Source organism: Mesorhizobium sp. P160187, from assembly GCF_057766425.1.
In genome coordinates this window covers 316064-332558 of the sequence record NZ_JBYMDX010000003.1, presented here as the reverse complement: position 1 = coordinate 332558, position 16495 = coordinate 316064, and the positions used below count along the sequence as shown (strand labels likewise).

At 63.2% G+C, this 16495-nt stretch carries 17 protein-coding genes; 7 read left to right on the top strand and 10 right to left on the bottom strand.

The window, feature by feature from the left end; genetic code table 11:
* Positions 1-68 precede the first annotated feature (68 nt).
* The 3 genes from AC3CCE_RS04910 to leuA form a co-directional block, all read right to left on the bottom strand.
* Positions 69-872 carry an alpha/beta fold hydrolase gene (locus tag AC3CCE_RS04910; RefSeq protein WP_023711105.1) on the bottom strand — a complete coding sequence of 268 codons (804 nt, stop codon included), beginning with the start codon at positions 870-872 and terminating at the stop codon, positions 69-71.
* A 121-nt stretch (positions 873-993) separates the two neighbouring features.
* On the bottom strand, positions 994-2763 hold the full coding sequence (locus AC3CCE_RS04905; RefSeq protein WP_023711106.1) for a tetratricopeptide repeat protein: 1770 nt from the start codon (positions 2761-2763) through the stop codon (positions 994-996).
* 193 nt (positions 2764-2956) lie between these two features.
* Positions 2957-4696: a 2-isopropylmalate synthase gene (leuA, locus tag AC3CCE_RS04900; protein ID WP_488377108.1), complete on the bottom strand. Its 1740-nt coding sequence runs from the start codon at positions 4694-4696 to the stop codon at positions 2957-2959.
* Positions 4697-5115: 419 nt separating this feature from the next.
* Between leuA and AC3CCE_RS04895 the strand changes: the two genes are divergently transcribed.
* From AC3CCE_RS04895 to AC3CCE_RS04885, 3 genes are read left to right on the top strand one after another with little or no spacing between them, the layout of a single operon-like run.
* Entirely contained in the window at positions 5116-6282 is a 1167-nt protein-coding gene (locus AC3CCE_RS04895; RefSeq protein WP_352510447.1) for an ATP-grasp domain-containing protein, read from the top strand.
* 5 nt (positions 6283-6287) lie between these two features.
* Positions 6288-7064, top strand: a complete 777-nt coding sequence (locus AC3CCE_RS04890; protein ID WP_023804785.1) for an esterase family protein — start codon at positions 6288-6290, stop codon at positions 7062-7064.
* Positions 7064-7378 (top strand): nuclear transport factor 2 family protein, encoded by a 315-nt coding sequence (locus tag AC3CCE_RS04885; protein ID WP_031192978.1) that lies wholly within the window; start codon positions 7064-7066, stop codon positions 7376-7378. The genes AC3CCE_RS04890 and AC3CCE_RS04885 overlap by 1 nt, the downstream gene beginning before the upstream one ends.
* A gap of 10 nt (positions 7379-7388) precedes the next feature.
* Here AC3CCE_RS04885 and AC3CCE_RS04880 read toward each other — a convergent pair whose 3' ends face one another.
* Positions 7389-8924, bottom strand: a complete 1536-nt coding sequence (locus AC3CCE_RS04880; RefSeq protein WP_352624163.1) for an MFS transporter — start codon at positions 8922-8924, stop codon at positions 7389-7391.
* Positions 8925-9070: 146 nt separating this feature from the next.
* Between AC3CCE_RS04880 and AC3CCE_RS04875 the strand changes: the two genes are divergently transcribed.
* Entirely contained in the window at positions 9071-9967 is an 897-nt protein-coding gene (locus AC3CCE_RS04875) for a LysR family transcriptional regulator (protein WP_023669967.1), read from the top strand.
* Between the two features lie 53 nt (positions 9968-10020).
* On the opposite strand, the gene AC3CCE_RS04870 is transcribed toward AC3CCE_RS04875, so the two are convergent.
* The 5 genes from AC3CCE_RS04870 to AC3CCE_RS04850 form a co-directional block, all read right to left on the bottom strand.
* Positions 10021-10773 (bottom strand): SDR family NAD(P)-dependent oxidoreductase, encoded by a 753-nt coding sequence (locus AC3CCE_RS04870; protein ID WP_023669968.1) that lies wholly within the window; start codon positions 10771-10773, stop codon positions 10021-10023.
* A 45-nt stretch (positions 10774-10818) separates the two neighbouring features.
* Entirely contained in the window at positions 10819-11907 is a 1089-nt protein-coding gene (locus tag AC3CCE_RS04865; protein WP_023669969.1) for an AbrB family transcriptional regulator, read from the bottom strand.
* Between the two features lie 80 nt (positions 11908-11987).
* Positions 11988-12296 (bottom strand): putative quinol monooxygenase, encoded by a 309-nt coding sequence (locus tag AC3CCE_RS04860; RefSeq protein WP_023669970.1) that lies wholly within the window; start codon positions 12294-12296, stop codon positions 11988-11990.
* A 79-nt stretch (positions 12297-12375) separates the two neighbouring features.
* Positions 12376-13155, bottom strand: coding sequence for an SDR family NAD(P)-dependent oxidoreductase (locus AC3CCE_RS04855; protein WP_352624160.1), 780 nt, complete (start codon positions 13153-13155; stop codon positions 12376-12378).
* A gap of 73 nt (positions 13156-13228) precedes the next feature.
* Complete coding sequence (locus AC3CCE_RS04850) at positions 13229-13657, bottom strand: DsrE family protein (protein ID WP_023669972.1); 429 nt, start codon at positions 13655-13657, stop codon at positions 13229-13231.
* Between the two features lie 98 nt (positions 13658-13755).
* Here AC3CCE_RS04850 and AC3CCE_RS04845 point away from each other — a divergent pair, with 98 nt between their 5' ends.
* From AC3CCE_RS04845 to AC3CCE_RS04835, 3 genes are all read left to right on the top strand, one after another.
* Positions 13756-14844 carry a hypothetical protein gene (locus AC3CCE_RS04845; protein ID WP_352624158.1) on the top strand — a complete coding sequence of 363 codons (1089 nt, stop codon included), beginning with the start codon at positions 13756-13758 and terminating at the stop codon, positions 14842-14844.
* Positions 14845-14909: 65 nt separating this feature from the next.
* Positions 14910-15155, top strand: a complete 246-nt coding sequence (locus AC3CCE_RS04840; RefSeq protein WP_023669974.1) for an antitoxin — start codon at positions 14910-14912, stop codon at positions 15153-15155.
* Entirely contained in the window at positions 15152-15538 is a 387-nt protein-coding gene (locus AC3CCE_RS04835; protein ID WP_023669975.1) for a type II toxin-antitoxin system VapC family toxin, read from the top strand. The genes AC3CCE_RS04840 and AC3CCE_RS04835 overlap by 4 nt, the downstream gene beginning before the upstream one ends.
* 6 nt (positions 15539-15544) lie before the next feature.
* On the opposite strand, the gene AC3CCE_RS04830 is transcribed toward AC3CCE_RS04835, so the two are convergent.
* Positions 15545-16474 (bottom strand): cation diffusion facilitator family transporter, encoded by a 930-nt coding sequence (locus tag AC3CCE_RS04830; protein WP_196813681.1) that lies wholly within the window; start codon positions 16472-16474, stop codon positions 15545-15547.
* Between the last annotated feature and the right edge of the window lie 21 nt (positions 16475-16495).

Here is a 16495-nt window from a genome sequence, read left to right as displayed (position 1 = left end):
ATATGGTTAATTGCGAGTTAACACAGGCGGCGGCAAAATGCACTGGCGAGATGCGGGGCGCAAGTAAGTTAGCTCGCCGCGGCCTCGAATGTCGGACGCAGGCGCCTGCCGCGGCGTGCCATGTTTCGGCGCACGGCCTGGGCGACCACATCAGGCACTTCCTCGACCAGCATATGGCCGGCATCGAGCACGTGATGAATATGAAAATGCGCCGGCAGACAATCAGCCTGGGTAAAGGGCAGCACCGGATCGTCCGTTCCCCAAACCACCATCACCGGCATGTCGAGGGTGTCCAGCTGTTCGCGGGGTATGACCCCCTGCCGCTCGTTCCTGGTCATGACGGCCGATATCTCAATCAGCTTGCGCAACTGGCCGGGGCGACGGCGTAGGTCCGCCAGGACGCCAACGATGCGTTCGGGCGGCGGGCTTCGCGGTCCCGACATGGCGGCAAGGCAGGCGCGGATTTCCCGTCTGTCGGCGGCCGCGGCGTAGCGGCGCAACAGCGGTCCGTTGATCTCTGACCCAGCACCGCCCGGCGCCAGAAGCGTCAGCGAGCCTATCCTGTCAGGCTCGGCAAGCGCCATCAGGGAGGCGACCGCACCGCCCATCGAATGACCGGCGACATGCACCCTTGCTATCCCGCGTGCGGCGATATCCGCGAGAACCGCTCGCGCCGCTGTTTTGGCCGGGCCGCTGCCAGGGAATTCGAGAGACAGTCCGTGTCCCGGAAGATCGTAGGCCAAAGTCCTGATATCGGGCCCTAGCGACGCGGTCACCTCGCGCCAGATATCATGGCAACCACCGAAGCCATGCAGCAGGACGACCGTCTTCGGCCCGGCGCCCCGCTCGGCAACATAGAGGGATGAGACCATGAAAATGTGCGATTATTGCAAGACTTGCGATTATTGCAAGACTGGAGAGGAAATTCGAATCGAGGCTGGATTGCTCCCAGTCCAGACCGATGGCCAGTAAAGTTTTCGCGATCCGGAAAGACTAGCTGGCGTTGCCGAGGCCCGCGGCGCGCAGCGCCTCAACCAGCCGGTCGGTCAGATCGGCGGGATATTTGCGCTCGGCGAAGGCCGCGCGCGGATCGGCGGCGAATTTCGGGAATTTGGTGGTCAGCTCATCCAGAAGCTTGGCTGCCAGCTGTTCGCGGCCGGCAGCCTTGGCGCCGATCAGCCGCGCCGCCAGATAATGCGATTTCATCGCCGTCGTGCGCAGCGACTCGCTGGCTATCGCGGCCTTGTTCATGTCGCCCAGCATGAACTGTCCGGCGAAAAGCCCAAAATCCCACCATGTCGGATGGCCGCTGAACGTCTCGACGGCATGGGTCAGGATCGGTGTTCCCTCGGCATATTTGCCGGCAAAGATCAGGCCATAGCCGTAAGCGGCAGCCATGCCGAGGTCGTAGGGGTTGAGCTCATAGGCCTTGCGCATCCAGCGGATCGATTCCTCGGTGTTGCCGAGGCGCGAGTTGAGGTAGCCATAGGCGCGGTGCGCATAGGGGCTGGTCGGTCCCATCTGGATGGCGCGATGGGCGAAAGACATTGCCTGTTCGACCGTCGCGCCAGGCGGATAGGCGTAATGATCGGTGGCTGCCTCAAGGGTCAGGGAGGCCAGTTCCGAATAGACCAACGACGATTTCGCACCCTGGCCGGCGAGGTTGTCCAGGCAGCGATAGGCGGCCTCGTGCGTCCTGGTGCTCTGGTCGAGATAGTATCTGTCGTTGAGGATCAGGCAGCTCGTCAGCCCGGTCTGAATGCCGTTCTGTTCGATGTAGCTGTAGAGCGGGCCGGAGGCGGGAATGGTCGAGCTGAGGATGGCGGCGATACGATCCTCGACGGTGCCAGGTGCGCTGTCGGCGGCCGTCAGACTGCGGGACAAAAGCACGCGGCCGGTCGCCACGCTCTGCAGTTCGAGCGTCACGTCACCTGCCATTGGTCCCGGCAGGACATCGAAAACGAAGCTGGTCGGGTCGGTGCTCGGATCGCGCTTGCTGTCGGCGTCGCGGCCGATGAAGTCGATCGTGTCGAAACCGGCAAGGCCGGCGCGCAGCGAAGCGGCGACGCGGCCGGCCTCGGGGCCGGTGGCCTTCACCGCGATGTAGACGAGGGGCAGGGCCTCCATCGACGGCGATGCGATGCTGCTCGTTACGCCCGCGGTCTCGACCACCGCGGTAGGATCGCTGCTGGCAAGCAATGCGCCGCTGCCCTGGCGCAGGATGAGCACGCCCAGCATGAGAATGACCAGCGTCATGGCGACCCAGAAGAACTGGAGATGGCGCGCCAGCGAAGGCCCAGGTTCTGTAACCCCCGAAGCTGTCGCGGCAGCGGGAACGGCGTCAAGAGCCGCCTGGTCGGGCGATCCGGGCAAGGCGGCTACCGCCGCCGCAAGCGGCTCCTGCCCAACCGGCAGGCGTATGGCGTTGAGCTCATAGGACGGCACGTAGCCGCCGCGCGGAATGGCAATGCGAACCGGTTCGGCTATGCCTTCATTGGCGAAATAATGCTGGAGAAGTTCGCGCAGCCGGCCTGCCTGCACCCGGACAACGGCGTCGGTCGACGAATCGAAATCGCCGTCCTTGCCGAAGACGTCCATGGCGATGGAGAAACCCTTGAGCCTGTCGGCTTCGCCGGCCTGCTCGCGCTCAACAAGATAGCGCAGCAACTTGCGCGCGCGCTCGGAACGTCCGAACGTTTCGCTGGCGAGCAGTCGCTCCAGTGTCTCGCGCACTGCGGGGGCGGCAGGCGTGGCATGCTGCAAGTGTCGATCCTCTCGAAGTCGGCACAGGTTGAGGCGCAATCATATAGAGCCTGCACTTCCATACAAGCATGCTTATGTTATGCGATCGCGTAACACACCGGATAGTTGCCGGTGGTTGACACAAAAGACCGGAATTTCCCTCGGCAAATGGGGGATTTCCGGGCGCCGCGGACATTCGGCGCCCGGGAAAATATCAGCCGGCCTTGCGGCCGATTATCCGGTTGGCGGCCGAAACAACGGCTTCCAGCGAGGCGGCGACGATGTTGGTGTTGATGCCGGCGCCGAACAGCTTGCCGCCGGGATATTCCATCTCGACATAGGAAATCGCCGAGGCGTTCGAGCCGCGCTGGAGCGAATGTTCGGAATAATCAAGCACCGACATGTCGACGCCAACATGACGCGACAGCGCATCGACGAAGCCGTCGATCGGGCCGGTGCCGGAGCCGGCGATTGTCGTCTCCTTGCCGTTGTCGAGGATCACCGCCTCGACCACGCGCCGGCCCTTTTTCTCGGTATCGGGATAGGTGTGATGGTCGAGGAACTTCAGTCGTGCGCCGGGCTGGTCGACATAGGTTTCAATAAAGCGGTCATGGATGCGTTTTGCCGGCACTTCCTTGCCTTCGGCGTCGGTGATCGCCTGGATCTCCTGGCTGAACTCGATCTGCAGGTTGCGCGGCAGATTGAGGCCGTAATCGGCCTGCAGTACATAGGCGATGCCGCCTTTGCCCGACTGCGAGTTGATGCGGATGATCGCCTCGTAGCTGCGCCCGACATCGGCCGGATCGATCGGCAGATAGGGCACTTCCCAGACCGGCGTGTTGGCCTTCTTCAAGGCCTTCATGCCCTTGTTGATGGCGTCCTGGTGCGAGCCGGAAAAGGCGGTGTAGACCAGTTCACCGACATAAGGATGGCGTTCGGATATCTTCAGCTGGTTGGAATATTCGTAGACGTCCTTCATCCGGTTGATGTCCGAGCAATCCAGATGGGGATCGACGCCTTGCGTGTACATGTTGAGCGCCAGCGTCACGATGTCGACATTGCCGGTGCGCTCGCCATTGCCGAACAGCGTGCCTTCGACGCGGTCCGCACCCGCCATCAGGCCGAGCTCGGTGGTGGCGATGCCGGTGCCGCGGTCATTGTGGGGATGCAGCGAGATCAACAAGTTTTCACGGTTGTCGAGGTTACGGCACATCCACTCGATACGGTCGGCGTAGATGTTGGGCGTCGACATCTCGACCGTCGAGGGCAGGTTGATGATCAGCTTGTTGTCGGGCGTCGGCCTGACGATCTCGGTGACGGCGTTGCAGATCTCCAACGCCACGTCGAGTTCGGTGCCGGTAAAGCTCTCCGGCGAATATTCGAAGCGGTAACCGCCACCGGCCTTGGCGGCCATGTCGGTGATCATCTTGGCGGCATCGGTGGCGATGCGCTTGATGCCGCCGACGTCCTTCTCGAAGACGACGCGGCGCTGCAGCTCGCTGGTCGAATTGTAGAAATGCACGATCGGATTGGTAGCGCCCTTCAGCGCCTCGAAGGTGCGGGTGATCAGTTCGGGACGGCACTGCACCAGCACCTGCAGCGAGACATCGGCCGGCACATTGCCTTCCTCGATGCACCAGCGGGCGAAATCGAAATCGGTCTGCGAGGCCGAGGGGAAACCGATCTCGATCTCCTTGAAGCCCATGTCGAGCAACAGGGCGAACATGCGCGCCTTGCGCTCATGGCCCATCGGATCGATCAGCGCCTGGTTGCCGTCACGCAAATCGACCGAACACCAGATCGGCGCCTTGTCGATGACCTTGTTGGGCCAGGTGCGGTCGGTGAGGCCGACGGTCGGATAGGGCTGGTACTTGCGGGCTGCGTCCGGCATGTGGCCGGCCGCGTGTTTTACGCTTTCGGCTTCGCCGGATCGGATCTCTTCTCGTGCGTTCATCGTCTTGTTCTCCCGGCGGCTCGCGGATCGGTCTTCGGACGGATTCCAGGGCGAGCAGCGCCTTATCAGATTTTCGTTCGCTTGATGTGAATTGCCAATTTCTGAACTGGCCAAGGAGCGTACGCGTAAGCGGCGGTTCGACCGCCGGGCGCTCCTTCAGCGAACCCGGCGATCGCCGATAAGGCCGAGAAGAAGCAGGGTCGATGCCAGCGCGCGCACCGTCTCGCCGGCAAAGCCGGTCGGACGGGAAGCGACGGAGGAGACGCGCGTGTTCATGGCGGGTTTCATACAGGAGCCGCCATGGACAGGCAAGTGGGCTGCCATTCCACCACTCGCGAGCACTCTTCCCCATGCGCGGCAAATGCGCCAGACTTGCGTGTAGCCGGGGCCGCAATGCTTCGCCGTCGGAGGGGTCATCCGTGAATTTCGTTTTCTTCTCGCCGCATTTTCCCGCCAACGGCGCCGATTTCTGCGACCGGCTGAAAAAGGCCGGCGCCACGGTGCTGGGCATTGGCGATGCGCCTTATGAGGCGCTGGACGGCAAGCTGAAGGCGGCCCTGTCGGAATATTACCGCATCGCCGACATGGAGGACTACGATCCGGTGTTCCGGGCCATGGGTCATTTCATCCACAAATGGGGTCGGATCGAGCGCTTCGAGTCACTCAACGAGCATTGGCTGGAGCTGGAAGCCAACATCCGCACCGACTTCAACATCTACGGCACCAAGCTCGATTTCGTGAAGAATTTGAAGCGCAAGAGCCGCATGCGTGCATTCTTTCGCAAGAGCGGCGTCGACACCATCGCCCAGCGCAAATGCTCCGACCGCGCCGGCGCCATGACCTTCATCCGCCGCGTCGGCTATCCCGTGGTGGTGAAGCCCGATTCCGGGTCCGGCGCCTCGAACACCTTCAAGATTTCCAACGCCAGGGAACTTGACCAGTTTTTCAGGGACAAGCCCGAGGACGTGACCTTCGTCATGGAGCAGTTCATCGAGGGGCTGGTGGTGACCTTCGATGGGCTGGTCAACCGTGACGGCGAGGTGGTGCTGGCGGCCAGCCACCGCTACGACCAGAGCATCATGGAAGTGGTCAACAAGGACCGCCACATGAGCTACACCTGCTTTCCCAACGTCCGACCGGCGATCGAAGAGGCCGGCCGCAAAATCCTCAAGGCGTTCGACGTGCGCGAGCGCTTCTTCCACATCGAGCTGTTCGAAACCAAGGACGACCGCGTCATCGCGCTTGAGGTCAACATGCGGCCGCCCGGCGCCTGGATGACCGATGCGATCAACTACACGTTCGACATCGACGTCTACGCGGCCTGGGCCGACATGGTGGTGAAGGATGCCGCCGGTGGTCCTTATGAGGGCAAGTATTTCACCGCTTATGCCAGCCGCAAGCAGCACCTCCACTATTTGCACAGCCATGAGGACGTGCTAGCCGCGCATCGCGACAAGATCGTCCATCATCAGCCGATAGAAAAGGTTTTCAGCCGCGCTATGGGAAATTACGCCTACCAGATGCGCTCGAAGGACGAGAGAGAGCTGCGCGCGGCCGTCGCCTACATCCACGCGGAAAAGGCTTAGACGCGATGGACATCTCCTATCACAAGGGTTTCTCCGGCAATCTCGGCCGCGACATGGAATACAAGCGCTACGGCCATGCCGGCCGGCCGGTGGTGGTGTTCCCGACCTCGCAGGGGCGGTTCTACCAGTTCGAGGATTCCGGCGGGGTAGGAGCGCTGGCCGAATTCATCGACACCGGCCGCATCCAGCTGTTCGCGGTCGACGGCGTGGATTCGGAATCGTTCTTCAACAAGCATGCCGGCGCCGCCCACCGCATCGGTCGCCACGAGGCTTATTTCCGATATGTGCGCGAGGAGGCGCTGCCGGAGTTTCTGGCGACCGCCGAGCAAGCCAATGGCGGGCGCAAATTAAAGCCGCTGTTCACCGGCTGTTCGATGGGCGGTTATCATTCCACGAACTTCGTCTTTCGCTTTCCCGAACTCGCCAGCGGCGTCATCGCGCTGTCGGGCGTCTATTCGGCGGGCGATTTCTTCGGCAAGGCGCTGGAAGGTGATATCTTCTACAATTCACCGCTCGACTATCTGCCCGGCACCGTAGACCCAAAGCTGCTTGCCCGGCTGAAGTCGCTGAGGATGATCTTCTGCTGCGGGCAGGGCGCCTGGGAAGAGCGGATGCTGGTCGAGACCCGCAGGCTGGAACAGATCCTGCGCGACAAATCCATTCCCGCCTGGGTCGACTATTGGGGCGGCGATGTCAGTCATGACTGGCCATGGTGGCACAAGCAGCTGGTCTATTTCTTCGGCCGCTGGCTGGATGATGATCTGATGCACCGGCTCGATTGATGACCACACCCGAACCTATCCGCCGCTTTATCGAGGCCACCAATGCGGGTGATAGCGAAGCCGTTCTCCACACGTTCACAGCCGACGCGTCCCTGACCGACTGGGGGCGGTCCTTCCAAGGCCGCCAGCAGATCGCGCGCTGGAACCAGTCGGACAATATCGGCGTGAAGTCCAATCTTCGCATTGTCCGCATCGCCGAGGTCGAGGGCAGCTACCGCGTCCGCATTGCCGTGAAAGGCAATGGCTTCAACGGCGAGGGTGACATGACCTTCGTGCTGGACGGCCACCGCATAGCGAGCCTCGTCATCTCCTGACGCGGCTCAGCTACCCTTCCTGGCAAACAGGCAGAGCAATGGTCTCGTGTTCCACCGCCGATCCACGGCGCAAGCCGAGAAAGACGACAAGGGCGGTGACGATGGTGATTGCCGCCAGCACGATCAGCAGCCTGTCGAACGCGATCTCATAGGCCTGGACCAGGACCGTGGCTCCGGCACCCGGCAAGCGGGCTGCCGCTTCGCCGATGTTGCCGGTCACCAGCAGCTGCGCGGCGGCGGTTGCATCCAGGGAAGACGCCGTTCCCTGAGCCGCCAGTTGGGCTGCCGTGAAACCCGACAGGACTGCCATGACGATCGCCAGAGCCACGCCTTCGCAAGCGACGCGGGTGGTGTTGAAGATGCCGACCGCCATGCCGGCACGCTCTTTCGGCACGACGCCGACGGCAAGTCCGTCCATCAGCCCCCAGGGCAAGGCGATGCCGACGCCGATGAGGATCAGCGGCGCCACCAGCGCTGCGACGACAGGCGGTATCAGGCTCAGCCAGACAAGGCCGCCGGCGGCCACAAGCAGGCCGACACCGCAGATCGTTGCCGGAGCGATCCAGCGCGCTACCTGGCCGGCGAGCAGTGGCAGGATCAACAGCGGTCCCGACAGGCAGATCATCAACTGCCCCGCCTTGATCTCGCTCATCCCCTCGATGCCGATGAAGCGGATCGGCAACAGCACCAGCAGGACGACGAAGCCATAGGCGGGAGCGGCCGCCAGGAACTGGACGCCGACGAAGCGGGGAAAGCGGAACAGCGAGAGATCGAGCATCGGCCGGCGCACGCGCCGCTCGACGACGACGAAAGCGGCAAAGCAAAGGGCGGCCGCCACGAGAAGCGCGATCACCAGGGGATCGGTCCAGCCGCTCTGCGGCGCTTGCAGCACCCCGTAGGTCAGCGATGCCAGCGCGATCGTAAAGGTGCCGGCTCCCGCCCAGTCGAGGCCGGTCGCATCCGGATCGCGCGATTCCCTGATGGTGCGCAGGCCGAGCAAAGCGGCTGCAATCGCGAGCACTGCCACCAAGACGAAGATCGATCGCCAGCCGAAAGCATCTATGAGCAGGCCCGACGCGATCGGCCCAAAAGCGAGGCCGATGCCGAAACTGGTGCCGAGGAAGGAGAAGGCGCGCAGCCGCAATGGCCCATCGAATTCCTGGGCAAGAGCGGAGGCGCCGCCGGCAAAGGCGCCGGCACTGCCGAGCCCTTGCGCAGCCCTGAGCACATCGAACCAGACGATATCAGGGGCGAACATCGATCCCAGCGATGCCAGCACATAGGTGGCGAGGCCAACAAGGAAGAGCCGCTTGCGGCCATGATTGTCGGCCAGCCCGCCTGATGCCATCAAGGTGGCGGCGAAGGTCAGCATGAAGGCGTTGGTCACCCAGTTGAGCGCGATCGGGCTGCCGCCGAGGTCGGCCGCAATGCGGGAAAGCGCGACGGCCGGGCCGGTGAAGGTCAAGGGCATTGTCATGGCGGCAAGGCATACCGACAACAGGACAAGCCATGGCGCGACCGCGCCGTTTGTGGTCTTCGAGGTCATGGATTTCCTATCTGAACCAGGATCCGCCGGCCTGCCGCAAGCTTGCTGCGCCGGTCGCAACGGGAAGATAGGCTCGCGACACTTCGAGAAAAATAGTGTTAAATCTCCAGATATACCGGACTGAAACGCTCGAATGGAGAGATGCGATGGAACGCCTCAATGGGCTCCTGGCCTTTGCCCGCACGGCTGAGTTCGGCAGCTTCATCGCTGCGGGCCGCACGCTCGGCATCTCGGCATCGGCCGTCGGCAAGAGCGTCGCCAGGCTCGAGCAGGATCTCGGCGTAAGGTTGCTTCAGCGCAGCACGCGCCGCATCGGCCTGACCGAAGAGGGCAAGCTGTTCAACGAGCGGGTGCGGCGCATCCTCGACGACATCGACGATGCCGAGGCGATGCTGTCGCGGAGCCGCGAAACACCGCATGGGCGGCTGCGCGTTTCGACGCCGATCGTGACCTATCATTTGCTGTTCCCGGTGCTGTCCGAGTTCATGGCGCGCTATCCCGAAATCGAACTCGACATCGACTTTAACGACCGCATCGTCGACCTCATCGACGAAGGCGTCGACATCGCGATCCGCAGCGGCGACCTGCCGGATTCGCGCCTGGTGGCGCGGCCGCTTGCACCCTTCCGGCTGCTGTTGTGTGCGGCACCCTCCTATATCGAGCAGCACGGCAACCCGAGCCGCCCGGACGATCTCGTGAACCATTACGGCATCCGCTTCCGCTTTCCCAACAGCGGCAAGCTGCAAGGCTGGCCGTTCATCGGCGGCAGCGCCGAGCCGCAGGTCCGCTCGATGCTGACCTGCAACAACACGGAGGCGCTGAAGGGCGCCACGATGGCCGGGCTCGGCATCAGCTCGATGCCCGATTTCCTGGTCCGCGAGGCGCTGCGTGACGGCCTGCTGCGCACGGTGCTGGACGACCATGTCGACGGCCGCGGCCAGTTCCGGTTGCTTTGGCCGTCCAATCGCCATTTGTCGCCAAAGGTTCGCGCCTTCGTCGACTTTCTTCCCGACCGGCTTGCCGCGACGCTGAGCGGCTCTTGAATTAGTCCTTCGCGGCCGACAGCGACGGCGACAGCAAGGAACAGCGGCGCTTCTCAGTAGGTGGCGCGGCCGCCGGAGAGATCGAACGTTGCGCCGGTGGTGAAGGAATTTTCGTCCGATAGCATGAAGGCGATCATCGCAGCCGCCTCTTCGACTTCGACGAACCGGCCTCGCGGCACCTTGCCCAGCATGTAGGCGACCTGGGCCTCAGTGAGCTGTTCGAGGATGCGGGTGCGGGCGGGCGATGGGGTCAGCGCATTGACGGCGATGTCGTGGCCAGCCAACTCCTTACCGAGCGATTTTGTCAGCGCGAGCACGCCGGCCTTGGCGGCGGAATAGGCGGCGGCATTCGGATTGCCTTCCTTGCCTGCGACCGAGGCGATGTTGACGATGCGGCCGTAGCTGCGCGCGATCATGCCGGGCACCAGGCGCTTGCAGCAGTAGAAGACGCCGTTGAGGTCGATGTCAATTATCTGGCGCCAGGCGGCAGGATCATAATCCGCCACCGTCGCTGCCGGTCCGGCGATGCCGGCATTGTTTACCAGCAGATCGACCGGACCAAGCGAGCGCTCGGTTTCGGTCGCGGCGCTGTCGACGGCCTCCATCAGCGATTGATCGCACAGCAAACCCTCGACCCGGCCGAGCGGGGCGAGTTCGGAAACGGCCTTCGCCATGGCGGTCTCGTCCACATCCCAGATGGCGACGCTGGCGCCCGATGACAGCAGTCGCCGGGCGACAGCAAGGCCGATGCCTTGCGCGCCGCCGGTCACCACGGCGACCCGGCCTGAGAGATCGACGGCATTCACACGACGTTTCATGGGCACTTTTCCTCTTCCCTGGATATTTGAATCTCAGTCCCTGACGGCTCTCGCCACCAGCCGCGCTATGCTCGGCCCGGCGATGAGCACGACCAGGAAGCGGGTCGACTGCAAGGCCATGACGAAGGATATGTCGACGTTCTGCGCGGCGGCGGCAATGATGGCGACGCTGTCCATGCCGCCGGGGCTGGTCGCGAGATAGGCGGTCAGCGGATCGATACCAAGGACGTGGCTGATCAGCCAGGCTAGCCCGCCGCAAAAGGCGATCAGCACGACGATAGAGCCGACGATCTGCGGCAGCGCCCGTGTCGCATGACGCAGGATCGCCCGGGTAAAATTCAGCCCTATCGACCAGCCGACCATCGCATAGGAGAGCGCCAGCAGCCATGGCGGCAATTGCATCGCCACGCCGAAGCCGAGATGGACGATGGTGCCGATGATGAAGGTGCCGAGGAAGAAGGGTGACGGCAGCCGGCACAACCGGCCGAGCAGGCCGCCGACCAGCGCCACGCCGAGCGTGGCGGCAAAGGCTGCCGGTTCGATCGGCGGGAACCAGACGATGGCTGGTACCTCGATGCCCGAAGTGTCGACCCACATCTTGGCGACGAGTGCTGCCGTCATCGAGACGAAGATGACGCGCAGATACTGCATGAAGGCGACGAGGCGCTGATCGGCGCCGAAGGCACCGGCCATCAGCACCATGGCAGTGGCAGCACCCGGCGACGAGCCCCAGACCGCGGTGGTGCCGGGCAGGATGCGCCAGCGGCTGATCAACCAGCCAAGCAGGCTGGACGCCGCAAGGGTCGCCAGCACCACGACAAGGACCAGCGGCCATTCCTTGTAGAACACCGAAAAAATGTCGGTGGAGATCGACGCCGCGACCAGACAGCCGACCAAGGCCTGGGCGGCGGCGAACAGCGGCCGCGGCACGCGCACCGTGGCGCCATTGGTGCCGGCAAGGATCGCCGCCAGCATCGGGCCGATCAGCAGCGCCGCCGGCAGTGCGGCGTATTCCAGCGCGCCGGCGAACAGCAGCGAGACGATCAGCAGCACCAGCCATTGTCGGACCGGACGCATGCCCGCCATGCGTTCGACGGCCGGTTGGTCTGGCGAAGAGTCCATGTTTGGGTCTTAGACCTGGAAGAGAAAAATGCGAACGCTGTCTCGGAAGAAATTCACGACCCCGACCCCGCGTTGGGATGTCACTCGTTTTTGGTGGCGGGCAGGCCGAAACCGCCGGCCGGATGGGTCTCGACCTGGAATTCGAAGCCGGCGATGATCGGCCGGGCCTTGGCGATCGCTGCCTGGACCTCCGGCAGCTGCAGCGAAGCCTTGTGGCTTGCGGCGTCGGTCCACACTTCGGTCACCCAGATCGCGTCGGCATCGGCCGGGTCGCGGGCGATGACATAACTCAGGCAACCCGGCATGGCGCCGGTCGAGGCGAGCAGCACATCCATGATCGCGTCCCGCTGGCCGCGCGCCGCCCGCATCTTTCCGATCAATCCGTACATTGCCTCTCCCCTTTCTTCCAACCTCAGCAAACGTGCGCACGACATGCATGGTTGCGAGACGCAGTATGCAATTGCCGGCTCACGGCATCAACTGGCCACCGTTCACCTCGATGACCTGACCGGTGATGTAGCCGCTCAAAAGATCGGAGGACAAGAACAGATAGGCGCCGACGCAGTCTTCGGCCGTGCCGGCACGCCCTTGAGGAATGGTGGCGACCATGCCCTTCATCTGCTCGTCGGTGGAATAGCGCTCATGGAAGGATGTCGCGATGGTGCCCGGCGCCACCGCATTGACGCGGATGCCGAAGCCGATCAGTTCCTTGGCCATGCCGCGCGTCACATTGGAGACAAAGGCCTTGGCCGAACCGTACAGCCCGGCGCCGCCGCCAGCGCCATTGCGCGCCGCGATCGACGAGGTGTTGACGATGAAGCCGCCCTGCTTCTTCAGCCATGGCATCGCCTTGCGCGAGGCCGTCAGCACCGAGCGGGCGTTGAGGTCCATCACCGCGTCGTAGTGCGCCTCGGTCTGCTCCGCATAGGGCACGCGGCCGAGCATGCCGCCGGCATTGTTGACCAGCCCGTCGAGCCGGCCGAATTTTTCGGCGCTCTCCTCGACTACCCGCTCGACATCGGCTGCCTGTGAGAAGTCGCCCTGTGTCAGGAACACCTCACCGCCGCTGTCGCGGATGGTTTTGGCCAGCGTTTCTGCGGCCTTCCGGCTCGAATTGTAGTGCAGCGCGACCCGGCATTTCTGGGCGGCGTAGGCCAGTGCAAGGGCGGCACCGATGCCGGTCGAAGCGCCGGTGACCAGCACCGCCTTGCCGGCAAGATCGGGGATGACGAGGGTGGTCGCGGTCATGAGCACTTTCCTTCGGGCTGTTTGGCCACCCTTCGTAGGCTCTCATGGCCTTCACGTTCAAGCCCGTGGCGGCTCAGGGCCGGAGATAGGCGTAGCCCTGGCGCTGCAGTTCGGCGAGCTTGACGACGCCGCCCTTGTCGGCGGCGTGGAAGCCCTCGAGCAGGTCGGCAAGCGTGATCTCCATGCCTTGCATGGTGTTGCCGCAGGCATGCGGCTCAAGGCCCTGCTGGACGAGGCCGGCAAAGCGTCCCGAGATCGCCGCCGATATGCCTTTCGACTTGAAGCCGGCAAGGGCCGGACCATGCACGACCAGCACGATGTCGACATTGCCGCCGGTGCCTTCATAGTGGTTGTTGATGTTGCCGAGCACGAAGTTGACCTTATCGAGGTCGCTGAGGTGATAGGCGACCTTCGGTCTGTCTTCAGCGGCGGCCGCCCGGCTCAGCCCGAACAGGCCGGCGGCGCCGGCAAGGCTGGCCCGGAACATGTCGCGTCGACGCATGGCATCCTCTCGGCTTGCGCTCACCGCAAATTGCGTGGCTGCGGCCATGATACTAGCATAAATTGACGTTACGTCCTGTCGATGCGAGGAGGGGTCACATGGCGTTCAGGAAGTGGAAGGTTGTTGCCAGCGCTGGATTTGGCTGCGTGCTGCTCGGCGCGCTTGCAAGTTCGGCCCTTGCCGGCGATGCGCTTAAATTACCCGAACTCAGCCCGAATGGCGCTGATGCGTGTTTCGGCCGCGTCTATGATGCGGCGCACCTCAAGGCGCATCCAAAGCAGAAGGTGGCGCGGATCTTCTTCCTCTATGGCCATGATCCGGTGAGCCATCCGAACGAAGAGCCGATGGCAAACGCCGACACCTCCTACAACGGTTTTCTCACCACCACGGTGCGCGGCGCCAAGGCGCCGCAATGGGCCGGCGGCTGGTGCAATCACGAGTCCGAGGACGGCAAGTCAGGTCCGATCCGCTGCGGCATGGACTGCGACCGCACCATGGCGTCGCTGAAGCTCGATGACAAAGGCCGCCTGATCCTCACCGACGTCTCGTCCGATCTCTATCTCGACGCCGGATCGGAAGACGAACTGGGCGAAGCCGAATATGACCGGGAGGCTCTGGGCTCGGCGGACGACAATTTCCGCCTCGAGCCGATGCCGGCCGCAACCTGCCAGGCTGAATTCGCCAAGATCGATCCGATCGATCCGGCGCTGGGTGCGCCGTTGCGCGAGCGGCTGAAGCCGGACCAGCCTTTCTGCTTCGGACGCAATTACGATGCCGCGCATCTCTCCTCGCATCCCGACCAGATGACGCAGTCGATCCGGGTCTTCCGCGGGCCGGTCGAACTCGCCTCCTTTGCCTCAGGCGATGTCGCCAACTGGCCCGACGGCTCCGATGTCGCCGTTTCGGTGACCACCAGGAAGAACGGGACGAAGGTCACGCAGACCTATTCCTGCCAGGGTGAAGCGGATCAATGGCGCTGCGCGGCCAGTTCGAAGATGAGCAACTTTTCCTGCGATATCGCGCAAAAGGAAATCTTCCTCAAGCGCGGCGCCAACGGCACCCTGATGCTGGCCAACCCCAATAGCAGCCTGGCGATTGTCGATCTGTGCTCGGCGGATGGCAAGACCAAGTCCGATGACAAGGTCTACCGGTTGGAGGCTATGCCGCAGTCGGCCTGCACTCGTTGAGTTCGATCTTGTCTATGACGCTACCATGGTATATATCTTTGCTATATCTCATTTGAGGATAGCACATGGACAAGGCAAAGGTGTTCTGGTCAGGCCGGTCACAAGCTGTGCGCTTGCCTAAGGAGTTTCGGTTCGAGGCAGACGAGGTTTCGATCCGTCGTCATGGGCGAACTGTCATCTTGGAGCCGCTTGCGCAGGATTGGGCATGGCTCGACCAGGTCATCGCACCGGTTGACGACGATTTCGTCCAGGGAGCGCTGGAGCGTCAGGATGGTCAGGATCGACCTGCTTTGGATGACCTCTTTAAGTGACCTACCTGCTCGACACCAATGCCGTCATAGCGATCATCTCGGGCGACGAGGGTCTGCTGGCTTTGCTTAAACGGCATGCACCACAAGACTTTGCTCTCTCGGCGGTCGTTTTGCATGAGCTGTACTACGGCGCTGAAAAGAGCCAGCGAAAGGTCCAAAATCTGGCGCGCATCGAAGCTTTGCAGTTCCCGGTACTTGAATTCGACCGAGACGACGCGAGACATGCCGGTGAGATTCGTGCTGGGCTTGCGGCACTGGGAACCCCGATTGGTCCCTACGATGCGCTGATTGGCGGGCAGGCACGTGCTCGGGACCTCGCGCTGATAACCCGCAATATCCGCGAATTCGAGCGAATCAAAGATCTCACTATCGAAACGTGGTAACTCGCCTCACGCGAACGGCACCGCCGTCGTGCCTTTCGGCAGCTTCGCCTCGTCGTCGGGCTCGACATGGATGGTGACGCGCACCGAGGGGATTTCGGCCTTCAGCGCGTCCTCGATGCGGTCGCAAATGACGTGGCTGGCGCCGACCGTCATGTCGGCGTCGACGACCAGGTGGAACTCGATGAAGGTGGCGCGGCCGGCGATGCGGGTCTTGAGGTCATGAACCTCCAGCGCGCCCTTGCAATTGGCCGAGATGATGTCGCGAATGTGCATGTGTTCGGTCGTGTCCACTGCGCGGTCCATCAGCCCGTTCATCGACGAGCCGATGACGTGCCAGCCCTGCCACAGGATGTTGAGCGCGACGATGACGGCAAGCGCCGGATCAAGGATCTGCCAACCGGTCAGGATAGCGCCGACGAGGCCGCCGAAGACGCCGACCGAGGTCACGACGTCGGTCATGATGTGCCGGCCGTCGGCGACCAGCGCCGGTGATTTTGCGCTGCGCCCGGCGCGGATCAGCGTCCAGGCCCAGAAGGCGTTGATGACGGTGGCGACGCCGTTGATCGCCAGGCCCTCCCAGGGTTGTTCGAGCGGGGTCGGCGTCTGCCAGGAGCGCCAGACCTCGTTGAGGATCAAAAGCGCGGCGAGCACGATCAGCACGCCTTCCAGCACCGCCGAAAAATACTCGGCCTTGTGGTGGCCGAACGGATGGTCCTGGTCGGCCGGCTTGTAGCTGACCAGGACCGCCCAATAGGCGGCGGCCGAGGCTATGACGTTGACGATCGACTCCAGCGCATCCGAATAGAGCGCAACGGAGCCGGTGACGTACCATGCGGCAAGCTTGAGCGCGAGCACCACGCAGGCGATGACAATCGACCAGAAGGCAAGGCTGGCGATCCTTTGCCTGGCCGCTGCCTTCGCTGCGATCGCCGCCATGTTGTCCGTCGCCGCCATCGT

What these genes read in the sequence shown, in the direction of transcription:
- AC3CCE_RS04850 (WP_023669972.1), bottom strand. Translation starts at nt 13,657, where the DNA reads ATGCGTCGACGCGACATGTTCCGGGCCAGCCTTGCCGGCGCCGCCGGC.
- AC3CCE_RS04855 (WP_352624160.1), bottom strand. Translation starts at nt 13,155, where the DNA reads ATGACCGCGACCACCCTCGTCATCCCCGATCTTGCCGGCAAGGCGGTG.
- AC3CCE_RS04840 (WP_023669974.1), top strand. Translation starts at nt 14,910, where the DNA reads ATGGACAAGGCAAAGGTGTTCTGGTCAGGCCGGTCACAAGCTGTGCGC.
- AC3CCE_RS04885 (WP_031192978.1), top strand. Translation starts at nt 7,064, where the DNA reads ATGACCACACCCGAACCTATCCGCCGCTTTATCGAGGCCACCAATGCG.
- AC3CCE_RS04845 (WP_352624158.1), top strand. Translation starts at nt 13,756, where the DNA reads ATGGCGTTCAGGAAGTGGAAGGTTGTTGCCAGCGCTGGATTTGGCTGC.
- AC3CCE_RS04875 (WP_023669967.1), top strand. Translation starts at nt 9,071, where the DNA reads ATGGAACGCCTCAATGGGCTCCTGGCCTTTGCCCGCACGGCTGAGTTC.
- leuA (WP_488377108.1), bottom strand. Translation starts at nt 4,696, where the DNA reads ATGAACGCACGAGAAGAGATCCGATCCGGCGAAGCCGAAAGCGTAAAA.
- AC3CCE_RS04865 (WP_023669969.1), bottom strand. Translation starts at nt 11,907, where the DNA reads ATGGACTCTTCGCCAGACCAACCGGCCGTCGAACGCATGGCGGGCATG.
- AC3CCE_RS04860 (WP_023669970.1), bottom strand. Translation starts at nt 12,296, where the DNA reads ATGTACGGATTGATCGGAAAGATGCGGGCGGCGCGCGGCCAGCGGGAC.
- AC3CCE_RS04910 (WP_023711105.1), bottom strand. Translation starts at nt 872, where the DNA reads ATGGTCTCATCCCTCTATGTTGCCGAGCGGGGCGCCGGGCCGAAGACG.
- AC3CCE_RS04830 (WP_196813681.1), bottom strand. Translation starts at nt 16,474, where the DNA reads ATGGCGGCGATCGCAGCGAAGGCAGCGGCCAGGCAAAGGATCGCCAGC.
- AC3CCE_RS04880 (WP_352624163.1), bottom strand. Translation starts at nt 8,924, where the DNA reads ATGACCTCGAAGACCACAAACGGCGCGGTCGCGCCATGGCTTGTCCTG.
- AC3CCE_RS04890 (WP_023804785.1), top strand. Translation starts at nt 6,288, where the DNA reads ATGGACATCTCCTATCACAAGGGTTTCTCCGGCAATCTCGGCCGCGAC.